The sequence below is a fragment of the Campylobacter felis genome, assembly GCF_030250085.1.
Classification (GTDB): domain Bacteria; phylum Campylobacterota; class Campylobacteria; order Campylobacterales; family Campylobacteraceae; genus Campylobacter_D; species Campylobacter_D upsaliensis.
Genome location: NZ_JANURX010000007.1, coordinates 54,536 through 69,633 on the forward strand (window position 1 = coordinate 54,536; position 15,098 = coordinate 69,633).

The following is a 15,098-nucleotide window of genomic DNA, read 5'->3' on the forward strand; positions in this document are numbered from 1 at the left end:
ATGAATATAGCGCTTTTGGGTTATGGCGTGGTCGGCTCTGTTGTGGCTAAGGCTTTGATAGAAAATCAAGAAATCATCAAGGCAAGGTGTGGCGAGGAGATAAAGCCTGTGATCGCTCTTGCAAGAAGTCCTAAAAAAGACGCCCTAATTCCTATCGCTTATGATGTGGAAGAAATTTTAAAACGAAAGGACATTGATGTGTATGTCGAGCTTATGGGAGGCGTTGAGTTTGCTTATGAGCTTGTATATAGGCTTTTAAAAGAAGGTAAAAGGGTCGTCAGTGCAAATAAAGCAATGCTTGCTTATCATCGCTATGAGCTTGAAAATTTAGCAGGAAAATTAGCCTTTGAGGCAAGTGTGGCGGGAGGAATTCCCATTATAAAAGCTTTAAAAGAGGGCTTAGCGGCAAATCAAATTTTAAGCATTAAAGGCATACTTAATGGCACGAGTAATTATATTTTAAGTGCGATGAGTGAAAAGGGGGCTAATTTTGAAGCTATGCTTAAAAAAGCACAAGAATTAGGCTATGCAGAGGCAAATCCTAGCTTTGATATTAGCGGAGAAGATGCGGCACATAAGCTTTTGATTTTGGCTAGTCTTGCTTATGGCATTAAGGCGTTGCCTGAGGAGATTTTGTGTGAGGGTATTAGCGAAATTGACGCTCTTGATATGGAATTTGCAAAGGAATTTGATTATACCATTAAACTTTTGGGGATCGCTAAGAAGCAAGATTTTAGCGTAGAGCTTAGGGTGCATCCTACGATGATACCAAAAAATACGATGATCGCTAAGGTTAATGGCGTGATGAATGCTATTAGCATAGAGGGCGATTTACTTGGCGAAAGTCTTTATTATGGGGCTGGAGCTGGTGGAAAGGCGACTGCAAGTGCTGTGGTGGCGAATTTGATGGAATTTGCAAGGGGGAGTTATACCTCTCCTATGCTTGGTTTTAAACAAAATTTACCCTTTGTTTTGCTTGAAAAGGAAGAAATTATTACGAAATATTATTTAAGACTTAAAGTCGAGGATAAAATAGGCGTTTTGTCTAAAATCACACATTTAATGAGCGAGTGTGGAATTTCTGTGGATAGTTTTTTGCAAAAGCCTAAGATCAATGAGTCTTATAGCACGCTTTTTTTCACTACGCATAAAAGTTATGAAAAAAGCATAAGAGCTTTACTTAAAGCCTTAGAAAAGCAAGAATTTATCAAGGCTAAGCCTTTTATGATGCGTATAGAAGAATAATGGGCTTAATTTCGCATTTAAGTGGAATTTTAGGAGAGAATAGAGCTTGTGCTTTTTTAAAAAAGCATCGTTTTGAGATTTTGGAAAGAAATTTTCACTCTAAATTTGGCGAGATTGACATCATTGCCAAAAAAGATGAAATTTTACATTTTGTTGAGGTAAAATTTACGCAAAAAGACTATGAGCCTTATGAAAGACTTGATTTTAAAAAATATAACAAAATCTTAAAAACCATAGAATTTTATAAGCTTAAAAGACAAATTTCTAACGATTTTCAACTTGATCTCATTTGCATTAAAGATAAAGATATAGAATTTTTTGAAAACATTAGCCTTTAAGCTAAGATTTTATTTATTTTATTATAATCATAGAAAATTTTAAAGGAGAAACTATGGGAAAGTATATTGAACTTACTTCAGAAAATTTTGCGACAGCAAAAGAGGGTGTAGCTTTAGTTGATTTTTGGGCGCCTTGGTGCGGACCTTGCAGGATGTTATCCCCTGTGATTGACGAGCTTGCGAGTGATTTTGAAGGCAAGGCTAAAATTTGTAAGGTAAATACAGACGAGCAAGGCGACTTGGCGGCTGAGTATGGTGTGCGTTCTATACCGACTTTGATTTTTTTCAAAAATGGCGAAGTTGCAGGACAGCTTGTAGGCGCACAATCAAAGCAAACTATCGCTGATAAAATCAACTCTCTACTTTAATATTCTTGTGGGGCTTTACGCCCCATTTTACATTAAATAATCTTTAATTTTAGATGTTTTTTACTTTAATGAAAAGCTTTGGTTGTGCAAATCAATAAAGGAGCTTTTAGGACTTAAATTTTTTCTTATGAAAAAGAAAAGTGTCTTTTAGACACTAACCTTTTTAAGTTATAATTTTCTAACATTGTATGCAAATTTATAAGCTTTGTGTGTAACTTTATCACAAAAGGGAAATGTTGTCGTTAGTATATAAAAATGTAATTATTCACTATGTGCAATTTGCTTAATAAAATCAAAAGTTTTTTGGTATGAAATTTGTGTTATATCGCATTTATTTTTGTTTCTAAAACTATCATTTATTAATAATCTACCAGATTGTGCTTTAAATTCCTTGCTCCAATTTCTACTATCTTGTTTGTGTCCATCACTAAAATCAACTTCTTCTAAAAAATATCCATCCACACCCAATATAGAAAGAACTCGCTCATTTTTGCTATTAGAATTATTAAATGTATAATGTATTTTTATGATTAAATATGCTTTTTCTTGGCTTGGGTTGCTACAATAATCCCTATGCAAAATATTGATTGCAGAAATTGCATTATTTTGCCCTTTATCTTTTTGAACTTTTATATTAATCATACATAATAAATTTTTAAATTCAGTATAACAATCATAACTATGATTTGTAGCAGTATTATCTTTTGCCCTATTGATGCAAAAAATATTTTCTTTTTTACTATATTTTTCTAATTTTGAAACTATAAATTCTTCAATGATAAACCCAGGTGCAGTTGAACTCTCTAAACAATTATGTCTATTTTTCAAAAGGTTATAGTCCTCTAATTTTAATACCAACTCATCATCATATACTCTAAAAATGGTTATTATATAATTGATAATTTCTTTTTTTAAATATACACACTTTTGAAAATAGCTATTTGACATTATTTTCCTTTAGCGATTTGATGATAGATAATCCAATAGCCTTGCCCAAAAGTGGTGGCACAGCGTTCCCAATTTGCACTAATTGCCATTTTTTTGAACCTGCAAATATAAAATCATCAGGGAAACTCTGCAATGCTGCCAATTCTCTAGGAGTCATCACTCTATTTAAAATAGGATGGATATTTACTCCGCCGTGATTTTCCTTAACCGTGCAAGATGGTTTATTCCAATCGACTTTTTTCCACGCATCACCATAATGACTATAAAGACTTTTTCCCACTTCTACATTTTGCATTCTAGCAACCATTTCTGGACTATGTCTAGTCATAATATGATTAATCGACTCATTCTCAGGTACATTTAAAAACTTTAAAATTGCATCACCAACAGTTTTGTAATTTTGCGATGTTAAAAGTGGCTTTGGATGATAATTTTTTGCCCCAATCCTGTTGCCGATAAATATAACACGCTTTCTAATTTGCGGAACTTCATAATCGGCAGAATTTAGTGTTGTTACATTGATTTCATAACCTATTTCTTTATAATCATTTATTATTTTTTTTTCAATTGCACCACCTAGCATTGAACGCAAACCTTCAACATTTTCCATTAAAACAAAGTCTGGACGAATCTTTTCAACAATATCAAGCATATCTAAATATAAGGAATTTCTAGGATCACACACTATACGGTGTCCTGACATTGAAAATCCTTGACACGGAAATCCGCCAGAAATTAAATGAATGTGTTTATCTTTGATAGAGCTAATTAACTTTTCTTTAACACTAGCTTCTTTAATATCTTGTGCAATTATGTTTTCATTAAAATTTTTCAATTTTGAAAAATTGTTTTTGTATGTCAAAACAGCCTCGGGCATAATTTCTATACTTGCAATAGGCATAAAACCAGCCATTACCAATCCGCAAGACAAACCACCAGCCCCCGAAAACAAATCAATGCAGTTATAGGTGGTCTCTAAATGATTAATCCAGCCATTTATTTCTTTAAATTCTTTTTCAATATTTATCCAATTTGCTATATCTTCTTGTCTTTTTTGTTTAATAATTTTATTCTGTTGATTAAGATTTTTCTTTGATTGATTATCTTTCCAATGTAAAAAAGAATGCTTATCAATCAAAATTCTACCATTCTTTTTTTGACTCACAAAAGATCCATTAGCAATTTCTCTGCGAACATATTTGATAGATAAATTTATCAACCGTGCGGCTTGTTCTATGTGTAAAGTTTCATCAACTTGTAAGCTATCCACTAAATTTCCTCGATTTATATCATTTTAAGATCATTATGATACCAGAAAAATACTAAATGAAAAATTTTTAGCCAAGCCGTAATCAAACCTTTTTAGGCTATAATTCAAGCGATTTTATCACAAAAAGGAAAATATGCAACCACTCACTAAAGATACCTTAGCACAGATAAATACCACAATATGTGGCGATGAGAGAAGCCTTGAAGTGTTACAGAAGAAGAGCATTGTAAAAACATACACAAAGGGATATAGAATCTATTCTGATAGCAATGAACTTTTGGGCTTTTTGTATGTTTTAAGTGGCAAAATCCGCTTTTTTAGCGTCTCAAGCAATGCTAAAAATCACCATTTTACTATAAGTGGCAAAGAGAGTTGTATTATTGCTACAAGCTGTATTTTTTCAAATATACAAGTTGATGTGGTGCTTGAGTTTATGGAAGATTCTAGTGTGTTTATCCTGCCAAACAAAAGCTTTGAAGCCCTTACGCATAGCAATGAATCTATTATGCGTTTTAATCTCTCACTAGTCTCTAAACGCCTAAAACAAGCCTTTGATACCATTAATGATGTAAGCTTTAAAAGTCTTAAAAATCGCGTAGTGAAGTTTCTATTAAGCAATGCTAGGGATAACCATGTAAAGGCTAGTCAAGAGAGCATAGCAAATAACATCAGCAGTGTTAGAGAAGTAGTTGCAAGAGTGATAAAAGAGCTAAAAACACAAGGGCTAATTGAGACAAATCGCAATGAAATTGTGCTTAAAAGCGGACTTTATGAGCTAGGCGAAGGAGAAAGTTAAGTGCTATTTCATCGCCTAGTTTTTTAATTTCATCATCAAAACAAAATCTCATTTTGATGGTGTTTTTTATTAGGTAGAGGCGATTTGGGTGTGTAATATTCTCTTGAATTATTATAGGTCCCACGCCTGACATCATTTGGCACATCAAATTTTCTTTTAGTTTCTGGGAAGGCTGCGATATAACGCGTCAAAAAGTCCTTAAATACAGGTGCAGCTGTCCTAGCACCTCCTTCTGTGTAACGCATAGGTTTGTTATTGTCATTACCATACCAAATGAGTGCTTCTATCTCTGGCGTAAGCCCACAAAACCACGCATCGATGCTTTTATTTGATGTGCCTGTCTTACCTGCTATTTCGATATCTGCGACTCTAGCGTTACGCCCTGTGCCTTTTTCAACGACACTTTTCATCATATCAAGCACCAAAAAAGTCTGTTCTGCCTCACTGACTTTTGTCTCTTTTGAGTTAAATTGTGCGATTAAAACTCCATTTTTATTTTTAATTTCTCTAATTAAAACAGGCTCTTTAATCACACCATAATTACCAAACATCGTATAAAATTTAGCAAATTCTAAAGGCGAAATTCCAAAGCTTCCAAGCACTATGGATAAATCCGCAGGGATATTTTGACTAAAGCCAAATTCTAAAAGTTTAGAATAGACTACATCAAGTCCTATTTCAAGGGCTAAATTGATAGTTGCTAGATTTCTTGAAGCAGTAAGAGCCTGTTTTAGGGTGATGAGTCCTTGAAAATTGCTTCCATAGTTTTTAGGTTTCCAGTCCTCCTCTGCACTTTCAAAAATGCGTGAAATATCAGGAACTTCACTCATAGTTGAGTAGCCAAGATTGATAGCGATTTGATATAAAAAAGGTTTAAAAGAGCTTCCGGGCTGCCTTGTGCTTTGCGTGGCTCTATTATAATGACTTTTTTCATAATCAACCCCACCCACTAAGGCTAAAACATCGCCATTTTGATGATTGACCACGACCATAGCACCATTTAAAGTGCTTAAATTTGCGTCTTTATCGCGTTTAATGATTTCATCATAGCCAAATTTTAAGGCTTCTCTTGCCATTTTTTGCACTTCAAGGTCTAAATTTAGGGTGATTTGATAGCCTCCTGTTTTTAAATCGCTAAATTGCGGGCTTAATTGCTTAATGACTTCATCGACTACATAAGGTGCGACATTTTGCGTTAGGGTATCATCATACACTTTTGGTGTTTCCTTCATCGCTATCTCATAATCATTTTTAGAAATCCACCCTAAAGAATATAATCTCGCTATGACATTATTTGCCCTTGAAACGCTTAAATCAAAATGTTTGGTAGGGTCATAAGAGCTAGGAGCTTTTGGCATACCTACAAGCATAGCAATTTCTTTAAGGCTCAATTCATCTAATTCTTTGTGAAAATAACCTCTAGCTGCCGTTTTAACGCCATAATATCCGTGTCCAAAAAAGATGAAATTCAAATAGCGTTCTAAAATTTCTTCCTTGCTTAGTAAAGTTTCCATTTTATAGGCGAGTAGGGCTTCTTTAATTTTTCTATTAAGCGTTCTTTCGGGGGTTAATTCTGTGTTTTTGATAAATTGCTGCGTGAGAGTTGAAGCACCCTCCATAGTCTGCCCCCCTGTTTTGATGATTTTTAAAGCGGCACGAAAAATGGCATCGATATTAACACCATTATGCTCAAAAAAAGCAGTATCCTCGATGGCTATTAAAGCTTCTATGAGTTTTGGAGGAAATTCTTCATATTTAGCATAAAAGCGATGTTGCTCGAAAATATTAGCGATTAATTTGCCATTTTTATCATAAATTTGACTTGTAAGAGGAGGGCTGTATTCTTTAAAAGTATAGCCCTCTGTGTCTGCACTTACAAACAAATAGCTCGCATAAATCACCCCACAAATGAAAATAAGAATTGCAAAAGAGAAAAAATATTTTAAAATTTTCATAAATATGCCTTTAAGGTTTGAGTATCCAGTCCTAAAGCTGTGTTTAAAGAGCCGTTTTGCTTTAAGATGTATTTTTGATGAAAGCCCTCGCACATTAACGCACCAGCTTTGTTTAGATAAAGTTTGCTTTGAATATATTGCTTCATATCTTCTTCGTCAAATTGGGCTAAAAAAAGTGTCGTTTTAGAAAGAGAAAATACCCTTTTTAAAGGACTTTGAAGCAAAAAAGCACTTAAAACACTCACTTTACTTTGACTTTGCATTAAGAGCATTTTAAGAGCTTCTTCATCGTTTTTAGCCTTAGTTAAAATTTGCCCCCTTATGCTTACAACGCTATCTGCAAAAAGCAAAGTTTCGTTTTTTAAGTCGTTTTTTATGCAAAATTGTCTTTCTTTTTCAAGGACGATTTTTTGCACATAAAGATGAGGCTTAGTGTCTTTTTTAAGACTTTCATCATAATCAAATGACATTTGTTGAAATTCTACGCCCTCATTTTGAAGCAAGGAGGCTCTTATTTTAGAACTTGAAGCTAAGATAAGCATTAAAGTCCTTTTTCTATAAAGCTTTTAGCCTCTTTTAAAGCTTCATCTATTTTTGTAAGATCCTTGCCTCCAGCTGTGGCAAAGTCATCTTTTCCGCCGCCATTTCCTCCCAAAATTATAGCGATATTTTTGACTAAATTTCCAGCCTTTAAAGGAGCATTTTTAACTCCAGCAGCAAGACTTATCTTGCCTTCTTTTTCTTGTATGAGTAAAATGATCGCTTTTTCAAATTGATTTTTAAAATGATCAATCATCGCCTTTATGTCGCCATTTTCTACTTTAGCTATGCAAATTTGCACGCCTTTGACATTTTCGCTTTTTAGCTCATTTTGATTTGAGTTTTTTAGCTCATTTTTAAGCTTTGAAATTTCATTTTTAAGCTTTGAAATTCCGCTTAATAAATCATTATTTTTAAGCTCTATTTTTAAACTTTCAAGTTCTTTTAAGGCATTTTTAGCGTAAGTGTGTGCCGCTTTTGAAACCACAGCTTCAATACGCCTTACTCCAGCACTCACTCCACTTTCTTTCAGTATGAAAAAGCTTCCTATTTCAGCACTATTATTTACATGCGTTCCACCGCAAAGCTCCTTGCTTTCTCCTAGACTTAAAACTCTAACTTTACTTTCATATTTTTCACTAAAAAGGGCTATTGCACCGCTTTTTTTTGCATCATCAAGGCTCATTTCTTCAAGCAGGGCAGGATAAGAGGAGCTAATCATCTCATTGACTAAATTTTCTATCTTTTCTAATTCTTCTTTAGTGAGAGCTTTAGGATGATTAAAATCAAAGCGAAGTTTATTAAATTCGACCAAAGACCCAGCTTGAGCGATGTGTGTTCCTAAAATTTTACGCAAAGCATAGTGAAGTAAATGCGTGGCTGAATGGTGTCTTGCGATTTGTTCTCTTTTGCCCTCATCAATGTGTGCTAAAAGCTTCTCATTTAGCTTAAGCTCATTTTTAGCGGTGATTTTGCTAAGATTAAGCTCGAAGAATTTTTGCGTATCGCTGATTTCATTTTCGTCTAAAAAGCCCTTATCTCCCACTTGTCCGCCGCTATTTGCATAAAAGGGCGTTTTATCTAAAAAGACCCAGCCTGTTTGTCCATTATGAAGTTTTTCTTGCATTTTGAAATTTTCATCTAAAAGGGCTAGAATTTGACTCTCACACGCTTTTTGCGTGTAACCTACAAATTCATTTTTACCAAAGCGTTCTAGCAAAATTTTAAAATCCCCACTCACAACCTTATCTCCGCTTCCTTTCCAAGCAGCTTTAGCTCTTTCTTTTTGCTCACTCATTAATCTTTCAAAGCACTCTTCATCAATGCTTAGCCCCTTTTCTCTTAACATATCTTGAGTTAAATCAAGAGGGAAACCATAGGTATCATAAAGCTTAAAGGCTATCTCTCCGCTAAAAATATTTTGTGTTTTGGCTAATTCTTCGTTAAAAAGCTCTATGCCCTTTTCTATGGTGCTTAAAAATCTTTCTTCTTCGAGTTTAATTTGCTCTTTAATGGCTTCTTTTTTTTCATTTAAATACGCATAATGTCCGCCCATAAGCTCACAAAGCACATCGACAAGCTTATACATAAAAGGTTCTTTAAGTCCTAGCAAATAGCCGTGTCTTAAAGCTCTGCGTAAAATTCTGCGTAAAACATAGCCCCTGCCTTCTTTATCAAAACTTACTCCTTGAGCGAGTAAAAAAGCACTTGAGCGGATATGATCGGCTATGACTCTATAACTTGCTCCGCTTTCATACACATAAGCCCTGCCACAAAGCGAGGCGATTTGATTAATTAAAGGCATAAATAAGGAGCTGTCAAAATTGCTTAATTTTCCCTCCTTAATCGCATAAACTCTCTCAAGTCCCATCCCTGTATCTATGCTAGGCTTAGGAAGAGGGCTTAAAGTGCCATCGCTACTTCTTTCATACTGCATAAAAACCAAATTCCAAATTTCTAAAAAGCGATCTCCATCACCTCCCATATAGTCTTCACTTGAGTGAAAATGCTCTTCGCCTTGATCGTAAAAAATTTCGCTACAAGGTCCGCAAGGTCCAGTATCGCCCATTTGCCAGAAATTATCCTTATCACCAAATTTATAAATGCGTTCTTTTTCAATGTGTGCTTGCCAAAGCGTATAAGCCTCGTCATCTTTTTCGTGAACCGTAACATAAAGTCTTTCTTTAGGGAGTTTTAAAACCTCCGTTACAAATTCCCAAGCATAGGCAATAGCCTCTTTTTTAAAATAATCTCCAAAGCTAAAATTTCCAAGCATTTCAAAAAAGGTATGATGGCGCGCAGTGTAGCCGACATTGTCTAAATCATTATGCTTTCCACCTGCTCTAATGCAGGTTTGACAGCTTGTTTTACGCGGAGGGGTAGGGCGTGGCACCTCTCCTGTGAAAATATTTTTAAAAGCCACCATACCAGCATTTGTAAAAAGAAGACTTGCATCATCAGGCACTAAAGGGCTTGAGGGAGTGATCTCGTGTCCTTTTGAGGCGAAAAAATTTAAAAATTGGGCTCTTATATCCATTATTTTTCCTATTAAAATTTCTAAAAGTCAAATGATAGCAAAATTAAGTAAAATTAAGCTATAATCAAGCTTTTTTCAAAGGGATATGATGAAGCTTGTTTTGTTTTTAAATATGGGCGGGGCTTGCAATTTGAAAGATTGTGAGCTTTTTTTAAAAAATATGTTTAATGATCCTTATATTTTGGGGATTAAAAATGCTTTTTTACGCTCTTTTGTCGCTTTTTGCATCACTAAGGCAAGGGTAGGGGCGATGAGGGAAAATTATAAGCAAATAGGCGGCTTTTCGCCGCTTAATTTCATTACCACCTCTCTTTGCGATAAGCTAAATTCTAGACAAAAAGATTTTCAATTTGATTTTGTTAATCTTTATGTCCCGCCCTTTGCCAAAGAAGTTTTGCAAAAATATGACTTAAACAACGATGATGAATTGATACTTTTCCCTCTTTATCCTCATCACTCATCAACGACCATCACAACTTCGCTTGAAGTCTTGCATAAGGAGATAAAAAAGCAAGAAATTAAAGCAAAGCTAAAAGAAGTGGAATTTTTTTACAAAGATAAGCTTTATAATGAAATGCTGATAAGCCATATTTTAAAAGCTAATGAAAGCTTTATGCCCGGATATAAAAAAAGCCTTATTTTTTCAGCACACTCTTTGCCTCTTTCTGTGATAAAAAAGGGGGATTTGTATGAAAAGCACATTAATGCACATTTTGAGCTTTTAAAAGAAAGCTTGAAGGATTATTTTGATGAAATTTTACTTGCTTACCAGTCAAAATTGGGTCCGGTAAAATGGTTAGGTCCTAGCACGAGCGAAATTCTTTCAACACTTAAAAATGAGGCTTTGATTTATCCGCTTTCTTTTTGTATTGATTGTGTGGAGACGATTTTCGAGCTAGAGATAGAATATAGAAAAATCGCATCCAAAGATTATAAAGTCATCGCTTGCCCCAATGAAAGCGAGGAATTTATGGAATTTATCCTTAAACGCCTATACTCTTAAGATAGCCATTATCATTTAAAAAAAGATAAAGCTCTCCTAAAATGTGCTTTTTTTGCTTTTCATCAACGAGCGAAGATTCGCTAATACGCTCATTTAAAATATCCATAATCGCGTGAATATCATAGTCTATATCCTCTAAAATATCGAGTATAGATTGTGCTTCGATAATGTCTTTTAAAACATAGCCATTTTCATCTATATAAACGCTAGCTTCAGTTGGGTGAGTGAAAAGATTATGCTTCATACCAAGCACTTCCTGATAAGCCCCCATAAGAAAAAAGCCTAAAAAATAGTTCTCCTTTTCCACATCGACATCGTGCAAAAGTAAAGGATTGTCCTTAGAATAAGAAATTTCACCATCACTATCACAAGTGATATCCCAAATACTCGCACTTCTTGTAGGCTTTTCATCAAGTCTGTCAAGAGGCATAATGGGGAAATTTTGCTCCAAACCCCAAAAATCGGGCATACTTTGAAAGAGAGAAAAATTTACCAAATAGCGTTCTTGCACTTCATTTTGTATAGCGATTAAATCCGCACTTGGCTTATCTTTAAGCAGTAAAATTGCCTTTTTGCTAATGAGTTGAGTTAAAATTTCGGCATTTGAGCGGTCTTTTAAATCCACATAGCCTAAATCAAAAAGCGTCAAAATGCTTTCAAGATGGTCAATGCTATCGTGAAGATATTCAAGGGCGTTGGAGGGCTTTATGTTTTGATAAAGATCGTAAAGCTCATCGATGAGTTTAGGATTTTGCTTTTTTAAAACAAGCTTATTTTCGGCATATTCTTGAGAAAAAAGCTCTAAAACAGGAGCAATTAAAATGGCGTGCGAGGCAGCGACAAAACGCCCACTTTCTATGAAAATATCAGGCTCAATGTCGCTTTTTTGCTCAGCGATATTTTTAAGGATAAAAACCACATCATTAGCATATTCTCTTAAAGTGTAATTTCTACTTTTTTCGTCTTTAAACTGCGAATACTCCACCGCCAAGCCTCCGCCTAAATTAATAGCTTTTAAATTTTTAGCCCCCATTTTTCTAAGTTCAGTATAGATATTTCCTGCTTCATTTAAGGCTTTTTTAAGCGGATGAATTTCGTTAATTTGTGAGCCAAGATGGAAATGAATCATCGTAAATTGCTCTATAAGCTTGTTTTCTTTAAGCAAATTAACAGCTTCTATTAGTTCGGTTGAGGTTAGTCCAAATTTAGAATGAATTCCCCCACTTTTCGCCCAAATTCCTACTCCAGCCGAGTGCAAACGCACCCTAAGTCCTATGTTTGGTTTAGGTTTAAAACGCTCTTTAGCGATGTCGATGATGGCTTCAAGCTCATTAAGCCCTTCTATGGTTAAGGTGATATTATGTCCCATTTCAGCGGCGATGAAGCCTATGTTGATTAATTCTCTATCTTTAAAGCCATTAACGGTAATGGGAGAGTTTTCATTATTATAAGCCATAGCGAGTAAAAGTTCTGCCTTTGAGCCTGCTTCAAGTCCGTAATTATAATCTTTGCCAAGCTTGACAAGGTTTTTTACAAAGCCTGGATATTGATTGACTTTTAAAGGATAAACGGCGTTAAAACCGCCCTTATAATCAAATTCCTTACGCGCCTTAGTAAAACTACCATAAATATTTTCGATTTGCTTTTGGATAAGGTGTGGAAAGCGAAGTAGTAAAGGACCTCTATATCCGTCATTGCGTAGTTCTTTGATCATATCGATAATGGCGGGTTTTTTGCCATAATTCACACAAACTTTGCCATTTTTAATAATGAAATTATCATCTCCCCAAATGTCTATACCATAGCTATTCATAAATGCTGCTCCAAAGTTGAGATTAAAATTTGCTTTTCTTCTTTTGTGTTTAAATTTTTATAAAATAAGCTTTGATTTTTTACTTCATTTTCACCCATACATAAAAAGATTTCAGTCTCCATAGTATCGGCACTTGCTAGATGTTTTGCAAGTTTTTTTGCTTCGTAAGATAAAAATACTTTTTTGTTTTTTCTTAATTTTGTAGCGATTTGCATTAGATGTGGCATATAAGCTTCATCTAAGGCACACAGATAAATTCCCTTACGCTCCTCATTTTCTTCTTTTTGCTCCAAAATCGCAATAAGCCTTTCAATGCCAAGCGCAAAGCCTACGCCATAGCCATTTTTACCACCTAAATATTCAATAAGTCTATCATATCTTCCTCCCCCAGCGATAGCCGCTTTAGCACCTATTTCATCGCTAATAAACTCAAATGCCGTTTGAGAATAATAATCAAGCCCCCTCACAAGCTTATCGTCAAGCTCAAATTCCACGCCATTTTCTTTTAGGCAAGTTTGTAAAAGTGTGAAATTTTTCTCACAAGAGGGGCAAAGTCTTTGACTAAGTAAAGGCGCGTTTTGAAGCAGACTTTGACAATGCTCATTTTTGCAGTCTAAAACGCGTATGGGATTAAGCGTTTGACGCCGCAAACAATCTTCACAAAAGCCATTTTGAGTTTTTAAAAATTCTATTAAGGTTTTTTTATAAGACTCTAAGCACTCAAAACAGCCCAAAGAATTAATAATAAGTTTAAATTTAATGTCAAGGCGTGTGAAAATTTCTACTAGCATTAAAATAAGAGAAGCATCTTCATAGACGCTTTTAGTGCCAAAACTCTCTACGCCAAATTGATGAAATTCTCTCAAACGCCCTTTTTGCGGTCTTTCGTAGCGAAACATTGAGCCGTGATAAAACCATCGCTTCACACTTCCACTTTTATCCATTTTATGCTCGATGTAAGAACGCACCACACCAGCCGTGCCTTCAGGTCTTAAACAGACTTCATTGCCGCCCTTATCGATAAATTCATACATTTCTTTACCGACTATGTCAGAGCTTTCTCCCACACTTCTTTTAAAAAGTTTGCTAAGTTCTAAATGTGGAGTGTTGATGAAGCTAAAGCCATAATTTTGTGCCACTTCTTCGCAAATTTTTATGATTTTAGTATAATAAAAGGCTTGTTTGCCTTCTATATCTTTCATACCCTTTAAAGCGTTAATCATTAATGAATTCCTTTATCTTTTCGTGTAAATTTTCTATACTATCTTTCGCATCTAGCTCTAAAATTTTAAGATCAATTTTAAATTTTAAGAAATTTAAAACCTTTTCCATTTTTTCTTGCACATTTATAAAATACGCAACTCCTCGTTTTTCTATGTCGTCTAAATTTTTTTGCCCCATTCTTTCTTTGAGTAAGCTCTCATCACCTCTTAGAAAAATGGCTTTTTGTGGGAAAAAGCCATTAAGGGCAAAGTCATTTAAGGTAAATAAAATATCAAGGTCAAAATTTTTAGCATAAGCCATACCTGAGATTATGCTTCTATCGCTGATGATAAGCTTTTGTTCGTTTTCTCTTAAAATTTCTTCATAATGTTGATTTCTATCGGCTAAAAAGAGTAAAAGCTCTGCTTTTGATGAGATAGGGTAGGGTCTATTAAGCAAAAGTTCTCTTAAATACTCTCCCAGCTTAGTCGCACCAGGCTCACTTGTGAAAATGGCATCTTTGTAAATAGGCTTTAAAAGCTCTATTTGTGTGCTTTTTCCTACGCAATCAATTCCCTCTAAAACTACATACACGAGCTATCCTTTAAAAAGGGTAAAATTTCTTTTGGCACTAAAGAGCTGACATCGCCTCCGTGTGCTGCTATGGAGCGGACTATGGAGCTTGAGATGAAGGCATTTTTTAAATTTGGCATTAGATAAACTGTTTCAAATTCACTCCATAAAGTGTTATTTGCATAGCCTATTTGAAGCTCATATTCAAAATCACTCACCGCTCTAAGTCCTCTAATAACCGTTTTTATCTCAAGCTCCTTAGCTAAATCCACAAGCAAATTAGTAAAGGTAACAATCTCTACATTTTTTAAATTTTGTGTCGCAAGTAGGGCTAAATCTTTGCGTTTTTCTAAACTAAAACAAGGGTTTTTATGTTCACTTTGTGCTATGGCAACGACCACTTTGTCAAAGATTTTAAGCGCTCTTTTAATCACATCTAAATGCCCATTTGTGATGGGGTCAAAGCTGCCCGGATATAAACAAGTCATCGACTCTCCTCATAAAAATGTG

General features: G+C 34.8%; 14 protein-coding genes. 5 read left to right on the forward strand and 9 right to left on the reverse strand.

What is annotated here, in order from left to right:
• Genes NYG92_RS05325 through trxA form a run of 3 tightly spaced genes read left to right on the forward strand, consistent with a single transcriptional unit; the run spans nt 1 to nt 1,951 of the window.
• The gene (locus NYG92_RS05325; protein WP_289233743.1) at nt 1-1,245 is read left to right on the forward strand and encodes a homoserine dehydrogenase; all 1,245 of its coding nucleotides are present in this window, start codon (nt 1-3) and stop codon (nt 1,243-1,245) included.
• Nucleotides 1,245-1,583 (forward strand): YraN family protein, encoded by a 339-nt coding sequence (locus NYG92_RS05330; RefSeq protein ID WP_004276453.1) that lies wholly within the window; start codon nt 1,245-1,247, stop codon nt 1,581-1,583. The genes NYG92_RS05325 and NYG92_RS05330 overlap by 1 nt, the downstream gene beginning before the upstream one ends.
• Before the next feature lie 53 nt (nt 1,584-1,636).
• Entirely contained in the window at nt 1,637-1,951 is a 315-nt protein-coding gene (trxA, locus tag NYG92_RS05335) for a thioredoxin (protein WP_004276883.1), read from the forward strand.
• 261 nt (nt 1,952-2,212) lie between these two features.
• Here trxA and NYG92_RS05340 read toward each other — a convergent pair whose 3' ends face one another.
• Both NYG92_RS05340 and NYG92_RS05345 read right to left on the reverse strand, forming a co-directional pair.
• The gene (locus NYG92_RS05340; RefSeq protein ID WP_034955874.1) at nt 2,213-2,899 is read right to left on the reverse strand and encodes a UpaP162 family type II restriction enzyme; all 687 of its coding nucleotides are present in this window, start codon (nt 2,897-2,899) and stop codon (nt 2,213-2,215) included.
• Complete coding sequence (locus NYG92_RS05345; protein ID WP_270976554.1) at nt 2,889-4,169, reverse strand: DNA cytosine methyltransferase; 1,281 nt, start codon at nt 4,167-4,169, stop codon at nt 2,889-2,891. The genes NYG92_RS05340 and NYG92_RS05345 overlap by 11 nt, the downstream gene beginning before the upstream one ends.
• 133 nt (nt 4,170-4,302) lie before the next feature.
• Between NYG92_RS05345 and NYG92_RS05350 the strand changes: the two genes are divergently transcribed.
• A complete protein-coding gene (locus NYG92_RS05350) occupies nt 4,303-4,965 on the forward strand; it encodes a Crp/Fnr family transcriptional regulator (RefSeq protein WP_289233744.1) in 663 nt (220 codons plus the stop codon).
• A 35-nt stretch (nt 4,966-5,000) separates the two neighbouring features.
• Here NYG92_RS05350 and NYG92_RS05355 read toward each other — a convergent pair whose 3' ends face one another.
• The 3 genes from NYG92_RS05355 to alaS are packed head-to-tail and all read right to left on the reverse strand — an operon-like array spanning nt 5,001 to nt 9,996.
• Nucleotides 5,001-6,920, reverse strand: coding sequence for a penicillin-binding protein 1A (locus NYG92_RS05355; RefSeq protein WP_289233745.1), 1,920 nt, complete (start codon nt 6,918-6,920; stop codon nt 5,001-5,003).
• Nucleotides 6,917-7,462 carry a septum formation inhibitor Maf gene (gene maf, locus NYG92_RS05360; protein WP_289233746.1) on the reverse strand — a complete coding sequence of 182 codons (546 nt, stop codon included), beginning with the start codon at nt 7,460-7,462 and terminating at the stop codon, nt 6,917-6,919. Before maf ends, NYG92_RS05355 begins: the two co-directional genes overlap by 4 nt.
• Nucleotides 7,462-9,996 (reverse strand): alanine--tRNA ligase, encoded by a 2,535-nt coding sequence (gene alaS, locus NYG92_RS05365; protein WP_289233747.1) that lies wholly within the window; start codon nt 9,994-9,996, stop codon nt 7,462-7,464. The genes maf and alaS overlap by 1 nt, the downstream gene beginning before the upstream one ends.
• An 88-nt stretch (nt 9,997-10,084) precedes the next feature.
• Between alaS and hemH the strand changes: the two genes are divergently transcribed.
• Nucleotides 10,085-10,999 carry a ferrochelatase gene (gene hemH / locus NYG92_RS05370; RefSeq protein ID WP_270976660.1) on the forward strand — a complete coding sequence of 305 codons (915 nt, stop codon included), beginning with the start codon at nt 10,085-10,087 and terminating at the stop codon, nt 10,997-10,999.
• Here hemH and speA read toward each other — a convergent pair.
• Genes speA through coaD form a run of 4 tightly spaced genes read right to left on the reverse strand, consistent with a single transcriptional unit; the run spans nt 10,980 to nt 15,076 of the window.
• Nucleotides 10,980-12,812 (reverse strand): biosynthetic arginine decarboxylase, encoded by a 1,833-nt coding sequence (speA, locus tag NYG92_RS05375; protein WP_270976546.1) that lies wholly within the window; start codon nt 12,810-12,812, stop codon nt 10,980-10,982. The genes hemH and speA overlap by 20 nt on opposite strands.
• Nucleotides 12,809-14,035 (reverse strand): histidine--tRNA ligase, encoded by a 1,227-nt coding sequence (gene hisS, locus NYG92_RS05380; RefSeq protein WP_289233748.1) that lies wholly within the window; start codon nt 14,033-14,035, stop codon nt 12,809-12,811. Before hisS ends, speA begins: the two co-directional genes overlap by 4 nt.
• Entirely contained in the window at nt 14,028-14,609 is a 582-nt protein-coding gene (gene tmk, locus NYG92_RS05385; RefSeq protein ID WP_270976535.1) for a dTMP kinase, read from the reverse strand. The genes hisS and tmk overlap by 8 nt, the downstream gene beginning before the upstream one ends.
• Complete coding sequence (gene coaD, locus NYG92_RS05390) at nt 14,600-15,076, reverse strand: pantetheine-phosphate adenylyltransferase (RefSeq protein ID WP_027303941.1); 477 nt, start codon at nt 15,074-15,076, stop codon at nt 14,600-14,602. Before coaD ends, tmk begins: the two co-directional genes overlap by 10 nt.
• Nucleotides 15,077-15,098: the final 22 nt, after the last annotated feature.